Below are 15,062 nucleotides of genomic sequence, written 5' to 3' on the forward strand. Positions count from 1 at the left end.
GTGCCCGGCGTCCGTGGCGCGCCGTACCGGTGTCCTTGTCCCGATCGCACGCCTCTGACGCTCATTCGATCGGACGAACCGCCGCTTCGGCCATACGCGGTACCGCCCCCCTCACGGCGGTCGCCGCTGCCGGAGCCGCACGCCCGGCCGCCGTCACAGCCGCACGCCGCGCTCCTTCAGCCACGCCACCGGATCGACGGCCGACCCGTAGCCGGGCGTCTTGCGCACCTCGAAGTGCAGATGGGGGCCGGTGGAGTTGCCGGTGGAGCCGGACAGCGCGATCCACTCGCCGGTGCGCACCCGCCCGCCCGGCGCCACGTAGAGCGCCGACAGGTGGGCGTACTGCGAGTACCAGCCCCCTGGGTGCCGAATCACCGCGCTGATGCCGAAGGCGTCGCCACAGCCGACCGCGACGACGGTGCCCGCGCCGATGGACCGTACGGGCGTGCCGACCGGCACCGCGAAGTCCTGCCCGGTGTGCCCGTTCGCCCAGTGCGCGCCCGCGCCGCCGAAGCCCGCGGACAGCTCGTACGACGCCACGGGACGCGTCCAGCGCGAGTCCGCGGCGAGCGTGACGGCGTCCTCGTCCGCCGCCGGCGGGCGGGGCAGCGCGCCGCACCGGCCGCCGGAGGCCGCCGCCTCCGCCATCCACCGCAGCGAGCCGCGCGCCGTCTCCAGCCGCCGCTCCGCGCCCCGCTCCCGGCCGCGCAGCCGCGCGGTCCGCTGGGACAGCGCGTGCCAGGCGGCGGTCGCCGACCGCTCCTCGGCGGCCAGCTTGACGCTCGTGCGGCTCGTCTCGCCCGTCAGGCGCGCCAGGCGGTCCGCGCGGCGCCGCACCGCCGCCTGACGGTGCAGCAGCCCCCAGGGGCCGTTCCAGGCCGGTGTGCGGCCGGCGTCGGTGTTCAGGGCCGCCATGCGGCGGCGCTCCCGCGCGAGCGCCGCCGTGTCGGCGCGCAGCTCGGCCGCCGCGGTGCGGCGCCCCCGCAGCATGGCCGCGAGCCGCGCGGCCCGCAGGCGCTGCGCCCGCTCGGCGCGCCGCCCCTGCTCGTAGACGGCCTTGGCCCGCTGCGCCGCCGCGCCCAGCCGCAGCACTTCGGAGCTGGCCCGCGCCATCAGCTGAGGGGCGCTCATGGCGGCGGTGGGGCCGGAGCCGCTGAGCGAGATGAGCCCGGCGAGTACGAGGCCGAGCGAGCACAGGATGCCCAGGGGGCGCGGTGAACGGCGGCACGCCCGGCAGGGAGGGCGGTAGGGACGACGGTGGGAGCATCGCATGCTTGGGATCGTGGCCCGGCACGCGCGCGGCCGCCCGTGCAGAGGACCGATTGGCGCAACGGCCGCTCCACGGACGCGCCCAGCGTCTTCTTCTGACGCGGGCCCTCTTCAAAACCTGGCGCGGCTCCTCTTTAAGACCTGACGCGGGTCCTCTTTTAAAGAGGACCCGCGGTTCGCCCCTGAAGGGAAACCTCGCGTCCCTAGAGCGGCGCTTCCCACACCACCCGCGAGCCGCCCCCGTCCTCCCCGAGCCCCGGTCCGTGCGTGCTGGACCCGCCCAGCGACTCCGCGCGCTTGGCGAGGTTCTTCAGGCCGCTGCGCCGGCCGTTCTCGGGGATGCCCACCCCGTCGTCGGCGACCGTCAGCCGCACGCCGTCGCGCCCGTCCGGCAGCTTGGCGGTCGCGTCGACGACCACCTCGATCCGCGACGCCTGGGCGTGCCGGAACGCGTTCGACAGCGCCTCCCGGAGCGCGGCGATGAGGTTCTTGCCGGTCAGCTCGCCGACCTTCGAGTCGACCGGCCCGACGAAGGCCGCCGAGGGCTGGAAGCCGAGCGGCACGGCGGCCGTCCCGATCTCCCGCAGGACGCGGGTGCGCAGCCCGGCCGGGGCCTCCGTGGGCCCCTGCTGCAACGCGAAGATCGCCGTACGGATCTCCTGGATCGTCACGTCCAGCTCGTCCACGGCCTGCCCGACCTTCACCCGCACATCGGGCACGACCGCCTTGCGCTGCGCGCTCTCCAGCATCAGCCCGGTGGCGAACAGCCGCTGGATGACCAGGTCGTGCAGGTCGCGGGCGATCCGGTCGCGGTCCTCGTAGACGGCCAGCCGCTCCCGGTCGCGCTGCGCGTCGGCCAGTACGAGAGCGAGCGCGGCCTGCGCGGCGAACTGGGCGGCGAGCGTGCGCTCGGTGTCGGTGAACTTGCGGTCGCCGCGGCTTCTGGGCGTGGCGAGGGTGCCCAGCACCCGGTCGCCGTTCTTGAGCGGCAGCAGCATGCTCGGGCCGAAGAGCGGCGCGGCGTCCGTGATCATGCGGTCGTCGGTGGCGGAGTCGTCCACGTACACCGGCTCCCCGGCGAGGAGCTGGGAGACGACCGGGCTGTGCGGCGGTATCACCGTCCCGAGGAGCCCGGCGGAGTTCTCGGCGCTGACCGCCACCATCTCCAGGCCGCCCTCGTCGTCGGGCAGCAGCACGATGCCGGCGGCCGAGTCGGCGAGGCGGCGGGCCTGTTCGGCGACGACGGCGAGCGCGTCCTCGGCGTCGCTGCCGGAGAGCAGCGCCGTGGTCACGGCCACCGAGCCGTCGATCCAGCGCATCCGCTGGCGGCCCTCCTCGTAGACGCGCGCGTTGCCGATGGCGATGCCCGCCTCGGTGGCGAGCACCCGCACCATGTTCAGGTCGGCGTCGCTGAACAGCCCGCCGCCGCGCTTCTCGGCGAGGTAGAGGTTGCCGAAGGTCTCGCCCTGCACCTTGATCGGTACGCCCAGGAAGGTGTGCATCGGCGGGTGGTTCGGGGGGAATCCGGCGTAGCGCGGGTCGGCGGTCAGATCGGCGAGTATGACCGTCTCGGGCCGCCGGATGAGGGCGCCGAGGAGCCCGCGGCGCCCGTCGGGCAGGTCCCCGATCAGCGCCTGCTGCTCCTCGGACACGCCGTGCGTGATGAACTCCGACAGGCCCTCGCCGGCGGCGTCGATGACGCCGATCGCCGCGTACTCGGCGTCGGCCAGCTCCGCGGCGGTCTCCGCGATCCGGTCGAGCGTGGTGCGCAGTTCGAGCCCGTTGCCGACCGACCGCATGGCCTCCAGCAGCCGCGGCACGCGGGCGGTCAGCTCCGTGGACAGGCCCTGGAGGCTGCGGTTCGCCTCGGTGGCGATGTCCAGCGGGTCCGGGGGGCCCACCGGACCCTGAGAGTCCGGTGAGTCCTGTGGTGCTGACGTGGCTGCCATGGACCTGAGACTAGTAAGTCCCATTTGCAAGTGAAAGTCGTCTATGGCTGGTGTCCGGACCTTCCGTCTCCCGCTCGCGCTCCAGCATCCCCCGGAACGGCCCGTCCGCCGCCGCCAGCTCCGCGTACGCGCCGCGCTGCACGACCCGGCCCCGCTCCAGCACGACCACCTCATCGACCGCGTCGAGCCCCGCCAGCCGGTGCGTGATCAGCACGGTCGTACGGCCCTCGGTGGCCGCCAGCAGATCCGCCGTCAGCGCGTCCGCCGTGGGCAGGTCCAGATGCTCGGCGGGCTCGTCCAGGAGCAGCACCGGGAAGTCGGCCAGCAGCGCCCGCGCCAGCGCGAGCCGCTGCCGCTGGCCGCCGGACATCCGCGCGCCGTGCTCCCCGACCAGCGTGCCGAGCCCCTCGGGAAGGCCGTCCACCCACTCCAGAAGCCGGGCGGCGCGCAGCGCCTCCCGCAGCTCGGCGTCGCTCGCGCCCGTACGGGCCAGGCGCAGGTTCTCGCGCACCGAACTGTCGAAGATGTGCGCGTCCTGCGCGCACAGCCCGACCAGCCGGCGCACCGCGTCGCCGTCCACCGACGCCGCGTCCCGGCCCTCCGCGCCCAGCGTGTACGAGCCGGACTCGGCGTCCAGGAAGCGCAGCAGCACCTGCGCGAGCGTCGTCTTGCCCGCGCCCGAGACGCCCACCACGGCGACCCGCCGCCCGGCCGTCAGCTCCAGCGAGAAGCCGTCCAGCGCGGGCTCCGGCTGCCCCGCGTGGCGCGCCGTCAGGTCCTGTACGCGCAGGGGGAACGGGGACGCCGGAGCGGGCAGCGGCGCCGCGGGCTCGGCCACCGGCTCGGGCGCGTCCAGCACCTCGTACACCCGCTCCGCGGAGCGCCGCACCCGCTGCCGGTACTGCACCGCCAGGGGCAGCCCCGCGACCGCCTCGAACGCCGCCAGCGGCAGCAGCACCACCACCGCCAGCCACACCCCGCCCAGCCGGCCGTCGTGCAGCGCCTGCACGCCCGCCCAGGCCGCACCCGCCACGGTCAGCCCGGCCGCCAGCGCGGACAGCCCGGCGCCCAGCGCCGTCGCGGCCGAGGCGCGCCGGGCGATGCCGGTCAGCTCGGCGTCGGCGGCGCGCACCGCCGCGACCCGGCCCGGCAGGGCGCCCGCGACCGTCAGCTCCGCCGTGCCGCTGAGCAGGTCGACCACCCGCGTCGACAGCGCGCCGCGCGCCGGGGACAGCCGCCGCTCCGCGCGCCGGGCCACCGCGCCGGAGACCAGCGGCACCGCCACGCCCGCCGTCAGCAGCCCGGCGGCCAGCACCGCGCCCGCCTCCGGCAGCAGCCACCCGAGGAAGCCGACCGAGGCCGCGCCGACCAGGACCGCCGACCCGACGGGCAGCAGCCAGCGCAGGAAGTAGTCCTGCAACGCGTCCACATCGGCGACCAGGCGGGAGAGCAGGTCGCCGCGGCGCGCCTCGCGCAGCCCGGCCGGCGCGAGCCGTTCCAGTCGCCCGTACACGGCCACCCGCAGCCCGGCCAGCACCCGCAGGACGGCGTCGTGCGAGACCAGCCGCTCGGCGTAGCGGAAGACGGCGCGGCCGATGCCGAAGGTCCGCGTGGCGGTGACGGCCACCATCAGATAGAGCACGGGCGGCTCCTGGGAGGCCCGCGAGATCAGCCAGCCGGAGACGGCCATCAGCCCCACCGCGCTGCCGAGCGCGAGCGCCCCGAGCAGCAGCGCGAGCGCGAACCGCCACCGCAGGGGGCGGCCCGCCGCCCGTACGGAAGCGAGCACACCGCCTCGCCGTTCCTTCGGAACGGCCCAAGGGTCAGGTCGAGCGCCTTCCTGGGCGGCTTCCTCCACGACCCCGGCGACGGCGCCTGTACGCGTGTCATCAGCCCCCGTCCGTACGGCGGCAGCACCCGCGTCCGTACGTGCCGCGGCGTCCTCGTCCGTCCTGCCGCCCGGCACCGCCGCGCGCTCGGGCCGCTCCAGGCGCACCACGCGGTCGGCGAGCGCGAGCAGGGCCGGGCGGTGCACGACGAGCAGCACCGTGCGGCCCACCGCCAGCCTGCGGACCGCGTCGACGACCGACGCCTCCGTCTCGCCATCCAGGTTCGCCGTCGGCTCGTCGAGCAGCAGTACCGGCCGGTCCGCGAGGAACGCCCGCGCCAGCGCGACGCGTTGCCGCTGCCCGGCGGAGAGCCCCGCTCCGTCCTCGCCGAGCCAGGTGTCAGTGCCGTGCGGCAGCATGGACACGAAGTCGAGGGCACCGGCCTCGCGCAGCGCGTCCCGCACCTGCGCGTCGTCGGCGTCCGGCCGCGCCAGCCGTACGTTCTCGCCGACCGTCCCGGCGAAGAGGTACGGCCGCTGCGGCACCCAGGCCACCTGGTCGTGCCAGCTTTCGGGGGAGAGCGATGAGAGGTCACTGCCGCCGACGAGCACCCGCCCGCCCGCGGGCCGCTCGAAGCCCAGCACCGCGTTCAGCAGCGTGGTCTTGCCGACCCCGCTCGGGCCCACGACCGCGACCGTCTCGCCGGGCGCGACCTCCAGCGAGGTCTCGGCCAACGAGGCCCGCGCGCGCCCTTCGTGCCGGACCACGAGCCGTTCCACCGTCAGTGCGGCCTCGCCCGCCCGCGGCGCGGGAGCGGTGCCGGGCGCGACGGCCGGCTCGCTCTCCAGGACCGCGAAGACCTCATCGGCGGCCGACAGCCCCTCCGCCGCCGCGTGATACTGCGCGCCGACCTGCCGCAGCGGCAGATACGCCTCGGGCGCGAGCACCAGCACCATGAGGCCCGTATAGAGGTCGAGTTCGCCGCGTACGAGCCGCAGTCCGATGCCGACGGCGACCAGGGCGACGGACACCGTGGCGAGCAGTTCCAGCGCGAAGGAGGAGATGAAGGCGATCCGCAGGGTCCGCAGCGTCGCCCGCCGGTAGTCGTTCGTGATCGAACGGATCGACTCGGCCTGCGCCTTGGCGCGCCCGAAGACCTTGAGCGTGGGCAGCCCGGCGACGACGTCGAGGAAGTGCCCGGACAGCCGGGACAGCAGCCGCCACTGCCGGTCCATGGTGGACTGCGTGGCCCAGCCGATGAGGATCATGAACAGGGGGATGAGCGGCAGCGTGATGACGATGATCAGCGCCGAGACCCAGTCGGCGGTGACGATGCGGGCCAGGACGGCGACGGGCACCACGATCGCGAGCCCCAACTGGGGCAGATAGCGGGCGAAGTAGTCGTCCAGGGCGTCGATGCCGCGGGTGGCGAGGGTGGTCAGTTCGCCCGTACGTTGCTTGCTGAGCCACCCCGGGCCCAGCTTCGCGGCGTGGGCGAGCAGCCGCACCCGCAGTTCGGACTTGACCGAGGCGCTCGTCCGGTGCGCGGCCAGTTCCGTCAGCCAGGAGACGACGGCCCGGCCCACCGCGACCGCGCCGAGCAGCAGCAGCCGCCCGACGAGGTCGCCGGCGGTGCGGCCGTGCTGGAAGGCACCGACCACGATGTCGGCGATGAGCATCGCCTGGGCGATGACGAGCCCGGCCCCCGCCAACCCGAGGGCCACGGTCGCGACCAGGAACAGGCGGGTCGCCTTCGCGTAGGTGAGCAGGCGGGGGTCGACAGGTTTCACGTGGAACCGTCCCTCGTCAGTGCGCGGCCGTCAGTGCGCGGCCGGGTCGGGAATGTGCTGGGTGCCGATCCGCTTGCGGAACACCCAGTACGTCCATGCCTGGTAGGCCATGACCAGCGGCGTCATGATGACCGCCACCCACGTCATGATCTTCAACGTGTACGGCTTGGACGCCGCGTTGGCGGCCGTCAGGCTCCATTCCGGGTTGGTGGACGACGGCATCACATCGGGGAACAGGGCGAGGAAGAGCATCGCGACCGCCGCCGCGATGGTCACCCCGGACAGGGCGAACGCCCAGCCCTCGCGCCCCAGCCGGTTCATGACCAGCGCCACCACCAGCGCCACGACCGCGACGATCATGGCGGCCAGGCTGCGCACGTTGCCGGTGTGCACCTGTGTCCAGATCAGGAAGACCAGCGCCAGCACCGCGGCGGCCAACCCCAGCACGGTCGCCATCCGCCGCGCCCGTACCCGGATGTCGCCGACGGTCTTGAGCGCGGCGAACACCGCGCCGTGGAAGGTGAAGAGCACCAGCGTGACGACGCCGCCGAGCAGGGCATACGGGTTGAGCAGGTCGAGCACGTTGCCGGTGAAGTTCTTGTCCGGGCCGATCGGCACGCCCCGCACGATGTTGCCGAAGGCGACGCCCCACAGGAAGGCGGGGAGCAGGGAGCACCAGAAGATGGCGTGTTCCCAGTTGCGCTGCCAACGCTCCTCGGGCCGCTTCTGCCGGTACTCGAAGGCGACGCCGCGCACGATGAGGCAGACCAGGATGGCGAGCAGCGGCAGATAGAAGCCGCTGAAGAGAGTCGCGTACCAGTCGGGGAAGGCGGCGAACGTCGCGCCGCCGGCGGACAGCAGCCAGACCTCGTTGCCGTCCCAGACCGGGCCGATCGTGTTGATCAGCACCCGGCGCTCCTTGCGGTCCTTGGCGAGGATCTTGGTCAGGACGCCGATGCCGAAGTCGAAGCCTTCGAGGAAGAAGTAGCCGATCCACAGGACGGCGATCAGCAGGAACCAGAAGTCGTGAAGATGCATGGTCGTTCTCTCCCTTCCCGTGTCAGTAGGCGAATGTCATCGGCTTGTCGGCGTCCTCGGGCTCGGCGCCGTCACCGCCGCTCCCGCCGGACGGGGGCCGCAGCCGGGGGTCCTTGGCCGGCGGCTGTTCGCCGAAGTCCGGGCCGGCCTTGATGTACTTGATGAGCAGCCTGGCCTCGACGACCGCGAGGATCCCGTAGAGCAGGGTGAAGATCACCATCGAGGTGATGACCTCGCCGGTGCTCACGCCGGGCGACACCGCGTCCTTGGTCTTCATCAGCCCGTAGACGACCCAGGGCTGGCGGCCCATCTCCGTGAAGATCCAGCCAAAGGAGATCCCGACGATCGGGAAGAGCATGGTGAGCATGCCGATCCGCCAGGACCACTTGGTGAAGAAGGTGCTCATCTCGGTCCGCTTGGTGAGCATCAGCCGTGGCACCTCTTCGTCGCCCGTCCGGAACTCCGGGGCGAGCCAGCGCTTCTTGCGGGTCGTCCACAGCCCGATCAGGCCCGCGACGAACGAGGTCATACCGACGCCGATCATCAGCCGGAAGCCCCAGAACGCCACGAAGATGTTGGGGATGTAGTCGTCCGGCTCGCCGCCGTACTTCTCCGCCTCGGCCTTGGCGGTGTCGTGGATGCCGGGGACCGAGTCGGTGAAGTTGTCATGGGCGAGGAAGGACAGCACGCCGGGGATCGACAGCTCGACGGTGTTGTGGCCCTTGTTGACGTTGCCGACCGCGAAGATGGAGAAGGGCGCGGGCTCCTTGGTCTCCCACAGCGCCTCGGCCGCCGCCATCTTCATCGGCTGCTGCTCGAACATGACCTTGCCGAGGGTGTCGCCGCTGATGGCGGTGCCGAGACCGGCGATGACCGTGACGATCAGGCCGACCCGCAGCGAGCTGCGCATCGCGCCGATCTTCTTGCGCTCCTTCTCCCCCGGCGCCTGTCCGGCGGCCTGCCGCCGCTTGGCCTTCCACAGGTGGTACGAGGCGACGCCGATGACGAACGCGCCGCCCGCGAGGAAGGCCGCGGTGAGGGTGTGGAAGAACTGCGTCAGCGTCGTGTTCTGGGTCAGAACGCGCCAGATGTCGGTGAGCTGCGCCTTGCCCGTCGACTTGTCGATCGTGTAGCCGGTCGGGTGCTGCATCCACGAGTTGGCGGCGAGGATGAAGTACGCCGAGAGGACCGTGCCGATCGCGACGATCCACATACAGGCGCAGTGGATCTTCTTCGGCAGCTTGTCCCAGCCGAAGATCCACAGCCCGATGAAGGTCGACTCGAAGAAGAAGGCGATCAGCGCCTCCATCGCGAGCGGCGCGCCGAAGACGTCACCGACGAAGCGCGAGTAGTCGGACCAGTTCATGCCGAACTGGAACTCCTGGACGATGCCGGTCACGACGCCCATCGCGATGTTGATGAGGAAGAGCTTTCCCCAGAACTTGGTCGCGTGGAAGTACTTCTCCTTGCCCGTACGGACCCACGCCGTCTCCAGTCCGGCGGTGATCGCCGCGAGACTGATCGTGAGTGGGACGAAGAGGAAGTGGTAGACGGTGGTGATGCCGAACTGCCATCGCGCCAGGGTCTCCGGCGCCAAAGCAAGGTTCACGTCGGACTCTCCTTCACCTTTCGTACCGCTCTCGCTCAGCCGCAGTGTGCCCTTTTTGTCTGATCGCAAGTGGGACGCAAGGCAGACATAACGGGACACGCTTGTGAACGCGTTCACATTCACAAGCAATTATGACGCACACACCCGCGCGACCGTCGAGCGGGGGGCCGAAAAGCGACGTCCCGCGCCGGAAAGCGGCGCGGGACGTCTGGAGGGAAGCCTGTGAGTCTGCTAGAGGGGGCTACCGAAAAGCCTCAACAAGCGGATAAAAGGCAACAAAAGGGGCGTCACAGCTCCTTGCGGAACGTCGCGGCCGCCTGGAGGAAGAGGTCGTTCGCCTCGGTCTCGCCGATCGTCGCCCGCATGCCCTCGCCCGGGAACGGCCGGACGACCACGCCCGCCCGCTCGCACGCCGCGGCGAACTCCGCCGTACGGTCCCCCAGCCGCAGCCACACGAAGTTGGCCTGCGACTCCGCGACCGTCCAGCCCTGGCCGACCAGCGCGTCCACCACCCGGCGCCGCTCCGCCACCAGCGCGTCGACCCGCTCCTTGAGCGCGTCCTCGCTGCGCAGCGAGGCGACCGCCGCGTCCTGCGCGAGCTGGCTGACGCCGAACGGCACCGCCGTCTTGCGCAGCGCGGCCGCGACCGGCTCGTGCGCGACGGCGAAGCCGATACGGAGCCCGGCCAGCCCGTACGCCTTGGAGAACGTGCGCAGCACGCAGACGTTGGGGCGGTCGCGGTAGAGGTCGATCCCGTCCGGCACGTCCTCGTCGCGGTTGAACTCGCGGTACGCCTCGTCCAGCACGATCAGTACGTCGGACGGGACCCGGTCCAGGAAGGACTCCAGCTCGGCCCGGTGCAGCACGGTGCCCGTGGGGTTGTTGGGGATACAGACGAAGATCAGCCGGGTCCGGTCGGTGACCGCCGCCAGCATCGCCTCCAGGTCGTGGCCCTCGTCCTCGGTCAGCGGCACCTGCACCGACGTCGCGCCCGAGACCTGGGTGATGATCGGGTACGCCTCGAAGGACCGCCAGGCGTATATGACCTCGTCGCCGGGGCCGGCCGTCGACTGCACCAGCTGCTGCGCGACGCCGACCGAGCCGGTGCCGGTGGCCAGGTGCTCCACGGGGACGTCGAAGCGCTCCGACAGCTCCGTCAAGAGTTCCGTACAGGCCATGTCCGGGTAGCGGTTGAACGCTCCGGCCGCCGTGACCGCGCTCTCCAGGACACCGGGCAGCGGCGGGTAGGGGTTCTCGTTGGAGGACAGCTTGTAGGCGACCGGACCGTCGGCCGCGGCCCGCTTGCCCGGCTTGTACGTCGGCAGGCTGTCCAACGCCGCGCGCAGCCTAGGGGTCTTCTCAGTCACCGCAGGTCCTCCTCGACGTCCCGTGCCACTCAATACTCCATACCTTATGAGGATTGCCCCCGGTCCCGTCCAGAGCTGCCGACCCCGTCCAACGGCCCCGCCCCCCTCCCCGAGCCGTCGCCCCCGCTCAGCGGCCCCGGCCCGGCACGGCGCCGCCGGCTCTCCACAGCATCACCGGTTCCGGCGGCCCCAGGCGGCTCGCACCGATGGGGGGAGCGCTCTCCGCCCTGGCGCACGCCGGTGGCGAGCGCCGTGGCGCGCATCGCCCGTACAGGTGAGTTGAGACCTCTTCGAGACCTGGACCATTCGGCGGGCGTGGATATGCCAGATGCCTACGGGCCACTGTCACAACCCCCAACCGCCTTGGCTTCCATGGTCATTGATCGGGCGCACACATGCAGAAACGTGCCTGTCAACAGCCAAATAACGAGCCCTGCCATCCAACCAATCGCGCCCTACTATCGGCACGCCATGACAGCAGCAGGGAAGCATCAGGTGAGCCGGTCAACCGGCCGTCGGCTGGGGCGGGCGGGCATCCGCGACGTGGCCGCCGCGGCCGGCGTCTCCATCACGACCGTCTCCGACGCGCTCAACGGCAAGGGCCGGCTACCGGACGCGACCCGCCGCCACGTCCGCGAGGTCGCCGATCGGCTGGGCTACCGCCCTTCCGCGGCGGCCCGCACGCTCCGTACCGGCAAGTCCGGCCTCATCGGCCTGACCGTGACCACGTACGGGAATGAACCTTTCACCTTCACCGAATTCGCCTACTTCGCCGAGATGGCCAGGGCCGCCACCTCCGCCGCTTTAGCGCGCGGCTACGCCCTCGTCATCCTCCCCGCCACCTCCCGCCACGACGTCTGGTCCAACGTCGCGCTCGACGGCACCGTCGTCGTCGACCCCTCCGACCACGACCCCGTCGTCTCCGAACTCGTCCACCACGGCATCCCCGTCGTCTCCGACGGCCGCCCCGCGGGCGCGCTGCCCGTGACCGCCTGGGTCGACAACGACCACGAGGCCGCCGTCCTCGACATCCTCGACCACCTCGCCGCCGCCGGCGCCCGCCGCATCGGCCTGCTCACCGGCACCACCACCGACACGTACACCCGCCTGTCCACCACCGCCTATCTGCACTGGTGCGAGCGGGTCGGCCAGGACCCGGTGTACGAGGAGTACCCCGCCCACGACCCGTGCGCGGGCGCCGTGGCCGCCGACCGGCTGCTCGCCCGACCCGACCGGCCCGACGCCGTCTACGGGCTCTTCGACCCCAACGGCACCGACCTGCTCGCCGCCGCCCGCCGCTACGGGCTGCGGGTCCCCGACGACCTGCTCCTGGTGTGCTGCAGCGAGTCCATGGTCTACGCCACCACCGAGCCGCCCATCACCACGCTCTCCCTCAAACCCCGCCGCATCGGCACCGCGGTGGTCCAGCTCCTCATCGACGCCATCGAGGGGCTCGACACGGGACGCCCTGTGGAACAGGTCATACCAACCGAACTGATCGTGCGCACGTCGTCACAGCGCCGCCCGCCGCGCACCACGGTCAGCCCTCCCCGCAGCCCCCGCAGCAGCGGCCCGGCGTAGCGGCAGCCCGGCGCAGCCCCCGTAAAACCCATGGCCCCGTCGACCCGACGACCCGCGGCCCCGTAAAAAGGGCCGCGGAGCGGGAGAAGCGGAAGGTCCGGTCCGGGCTTCCGTGCGCCGCCCGGCCCTTCCGCGCGCTCCCCGCCCCTGTGCATGAAGCCCCTGACGCAGGCAACAACCGGGCTGGGGCAGAATTAAGGGGAGGGAGCGAACGGTTCAATTGGGGAGAAAAGCACGGAGAAGTCCTGCCGTCCCCGATTGACAGCCCCCTGGTGCGTCGCACGCCGCGACGGTCATTCCTATGATGGGCGCACGACACCACGGACCGCCATCGACCAGGCAAGGTCCACAAGGTGCACGGCGGCGCGATGGTGGAGGGGTCGATGACTCAGGGGGCCGGTCTGGGACCCACGGCACGGACCACGGCGGCACTGTCGCCCTTCCCTGCGTACGCGCAGCCCGCGCCGCACGAGAATCCCCCCGCACCACCCGTACCGGGAGACGCGATGACCCCCGGCTACACGCCCACCGAGCGGGACCTGCCGGTCATCGTCGCGGACCCGGACGTGCCCACCGTCGAGCTCACCCCGCTCGCCGACCCCGAGGCCCCCGTCCCCACGAACGGGCCGGGCCCCCTGTACGTCGTCGGCGACGTCCACGGCTACCTCGACGAACTCCACGAGGCCCTGGCCGCCCAGGGGCTGATCGACGCCGACGGCCACTGGGCCGCCGGCAACGCCCGCCTCTGGTTCCTCGGCGACTTCACCGACCGCGGCCCGGACGGCATCGGCGTGATCGACCTCGTGATGCGGCTCTCCGCCGAGGCCGCGGCGGCCGGCGGCTACTGCAAGGCGCTCATGGGCAACCACGAGCTCCTCCTCCTCGGCGCCAAGCGGTTCTACGACACCCCCGTCAACTCCGGCGCGGGCACCGCCTCCTTCCAGGCCGCCTGGCTCATCAACGGCGGCCAGCGCACCGACATGGAGCGCCTCCAGGACCACCACCTGCAGTGGATGGCCCGGCTCGACGCGATGGCGGAGGAGGACGGCCATCTGCTGGTGCACTCCGACACCACCGCCTATCTCGACTACGGCGACTCGATCGAGGCGGTCAACGACGCCATCACCGAGGCGTTGCAGCGCAGCGATGCCGACGAGTGCTGGGATCTGTTCCGGAAATTCACCAAGCGCTTCGCGTTCCGCGACGAAGCCGGCCCGACGGCCGCCCGGGAACTGCTGACCGCCTTCGGCGGCTCCCGTGTCGTCCACGGCCACAGCCCCATTCCGTACCTCCTCGGGGAGGTGGGGTCCGAGGACGGCGAGGACAACGGCGCGGCGGCCGTGGACGGTCCGCATGTGTACGCCGACGGCCTGGCGGTCGCGATGGACGGCGGCGTCACGATGGCCGGAAAGCTACTGGTGGTTCAACTTCCTCTGTCTGTCTGACGATTCATTGGGCAGGGGTAGGGGCAGGTAGGAAATTCCACCGCGCGGGGGGAATTCGGGAAACAGACTGTCACCCCGTGCCAGAACGGCTCTACCATCGGCCTTATCCGTAGCAGGCTCTCCTCCGTTTCCGCCCAACTGCCCGGTGTAGGCCGGCTACAAGGCCCTACGGAGCATCGGGGGATGCACATGAACAGCGCTCCGCACCTGCTGACCGAGGATCGCCCGGAATTCGAGCGAGTCCTCGATGAGGCGCTGCGTACCGCAGACCATGACCCGGAACTGGCCGCCCTAGGCCGGCGGCTCAACACTGAACAGCTGCGCACCATGGCGTTGGGCGCCGTGGCCGCCATCACGGCATGCGCGGCAGCCGAGTACCGCACCTACGTACAGGCGCGCGACGAACTGCGCGCGCCCGCGAACGTCGCCCGGCCGCAGCCGGTCGGCGGCGGAAGCGGCGGCGGTGATCAGGGCGACGACCATTCGGCCGCCGTCGGGATCGCCACCGCCATGAGCGAGGCCGCCGAGGCCGGAGCGGGTGCGGGAGCGGTGCTCGCCGTGCTCGCCCCGGTCCTCGCGGGCATCGCGGCTCTGCTCTTCCTCGTGATCGGATATGTACTGCGCACCGTCAGCTCCGACGCCTCGGTCGCCGACCCGATGATCACCATCGGCTGGTGGTTCGGCGGTCTCACCGCCGCGGGAATCCTCGTCGCCATGGGCGCCATGCTGCTGACCGCACTGCGCAACAACGGCCCCGCGGGCCGCACGGGACGTGCGGCGAACAAGCAGGTCGAGGTGGTGGCACAGGCCAGGGAAGCCTGGCGGCAGGCGCTGCTGCACCAGGGCGTACTGCCCTTCCTGCGCGAAGCGCTCGCCACCGCGGGTCCGCCGGCACCGCAGCCGACGTCCGTGCCGAGGGCTTCGGGGGTCCACCGGACACCCCACCTCGGCTACTCCCGTCCGGGCTTCTCCAGCCCGGACGCCAACAATGAGCACGCCTCCCGGCCCCGGTTCTCCAGCCCGGACTTCACCAGCCCGGACTACGGAGGCCCGGACCACCGGCCCGAGTAGCGCCGGAAGGCCGGCCCCGACGGGGCCGGCCCTCACCGGTCGCGAGCACTCGGCGCCGTCCGGCACACCGCCCGTGCCGGACGGCGCCGCTCGTGAACGGGTACGTACGCACGT

The 15,062-nt window shown here is 72.0% G+C and carries 9 protein-coding genes; 3 read left to right on the top strand and 6 right to left on the bottom strand.

The window, feature by feature from the left end:
- Positions 1-153 precede the first annotated feature (153 nt).
- The 6 genes from AB0I49_RS03870 to hisC form a co-directional block, all read right to left on the bottom strand.
- Positions 154-1,272 carry a M23 family metallopeptidase gene (locus tag AB0I49_RS03870; RefSeq protein ID WP_363225211.1) on the bottom strand — a complete coding sequence of 373 codons (1,119 nt, stop codon included), beginning with the start codon at positions 1,270-1,272 and terminating at the stop codon, positions 154-156.
- 200 nt (positions 1,273-1,472) lie between these two features.
- Positions 1,473-3,218, bottom strand: coding sequence for a GAF domain-containing protein (locus AB0I49_RS03875; protein ID WP_363225212.1), 1,746 nt, complete (start codon positions 3,216-3,218; stop codon positions 1,473-1,475).
- A gap of 10 nt (positions 3,219-3,228) precedes the next feature.
- Positions 3,229-6,837: a thiol reductant ABC exporter subunit CydD gene (gene cydD / locus AB0I49_RS03880; RefSeq protein ID WP_363225213.1), complete on the bottom strand. Its 3,609-nt coding sequence runs from the start codon at positions 6,835-6,837 to the stop codon at positions 3,229-3,231.
- Positions 6,838-6,867: 30 nt separating this feature from the next.
- A complete protein-coding gene (cydB, locus tag AB0I49_RS03885; protein ID WP_363225214.1) occupies positions 6,868-7,875 on the bottom strand; it encodes a cytochrome d ubiquinol oxidase subunit II in 1,008 nt (335 codons plus the stop codon).
- A 22-nt stretch (positions 7,876-7,897) separates the two neighbouring features.
- Complete coding sequence (locus tag AB0I49_RS03890; RefSeq protein ID WP_363225215.1) at positions 7,898-9,484, bottom strand: cytochrome ubiquinol oxidase subunit I; 1,587 nt, start codon at positions 9,482-9,484, stop codon at positions 7,898-7,900.
- Positions 9,485-9,771: 287 nt separating this feature from the next.
- The gene (gene hisC / locus AB0I49_RS03895; protein WP_363225216.1) at positions 9,772-10,851 is read right to left on the bottom strand and encodes a histidinol-phosphate transaminase; all 1,080 of its coding nucleotides are present in this window, start codon (positions 10,849-10,851) and stop codon (positions 9,772-9,774) included.
- 471 nt (positions 10,852-11,322) lie between these two features.
- On the opposite strand from hisC, the gene AB0I49_RS03900 reads away from it, so the two are divergent.
- The 3 genes from AB0I49_RS03900 to AB0I49_RS03910 all read left to right on the top strand — a co-directional run bounded on the left by AB0I49_RS03900 (position 11,323) and on the right by AB0I49_RS03910 (position 14,948).
- Positions 11,323-12,432, top strand: a complete 1,110-nt coding sequence (locus AB0I49_RS03900) for a LacI family DNA-binding transcriptional regulator (protein ID WP_363128632.1) — start codon at positions 11,323-11,325, stop codon at positions 12,430-12,432.
- Between the two features lie 368 nt (positions 12,433-12,800).
- Positions 12,801-13,877 carry a metallophosphoesterase gene (locus AB0I49_RS03905; RefSeq protein ID WP_363225435.1) on the top strand — a complete coding sequence of 359 codons (1,077 nt, stop codon included), beginning with the start codon at positions 12,801-12,803 and terminating at the stop codon, positions 13,875-13,877.
- 183 nt (positions 13,878-14,060) lie between these two features.
- Complete coding sequence (locus AB0I49_RS03910) at positions 14,061-14,948, top strand: hypothetical protein (RefSeq protein ID WP_363225217.1); 888 nt, start codon at positions 14,061-14,063, stop codon at positions 14,946-14,948.
- Positions 14,949-15,062: the final 114 nt, after the last annotated feature.

It is taken from the genome of Streptomyces sp. NPDC050617 (assembly GCF_040654795.1).
Lineage (GTDB): Bacteria > Actinomycetota > Actinomycetes > Streptomycetales > Streptomycetaceae > Streptomyces.

Bases quoted from the DNA above. Each gene is read 5' to 3' on its own strand.
- AB0I49_RS03870 (WP_363225211.1), bottom strand. From the start codon at position 1,272: ATGCGATGCTCCCACCGTCGTCCCTACCGCCCTCCCTGCCGGGCGTGC.
- AB0I49_RS03875 (WP_363225212.1), bottom strand. From the start codon at position 3,218: ATGGCAGCCACGTCAGCACCACAGGACTCACCGGACTCTCAGGGTCCG.
- cydB (WP_363225214.1), bottom strand. From the start codon at position 7,875: ATGCATCTTCACGACTTCTGGTTCCTGCTGATCGCCGTCCTGTGGATC.
- AB0I49_RS03900 (WP_363128632.1), top strand. From the start codon at position 11,323: ATGACAGCAGCAGGGAAGCATCAGGTGAGCCGGTCAACCGGCCGTCGG.
- AB0I49_RS03905 (WP_363225435.1), top strand. From the start codon at position 12,801: ATGGTGGAGGGGTCGATGACTCAGGGGGCCGGTCTGGGACCCACGGCA.
- AB0I49_RS03910 (WP_363225217.1), top strand. From the start codon at position 14,061: ATGCACATGAACAGCGCTCCGCACCTGCTGACCGAGGATCGCCCGGAA.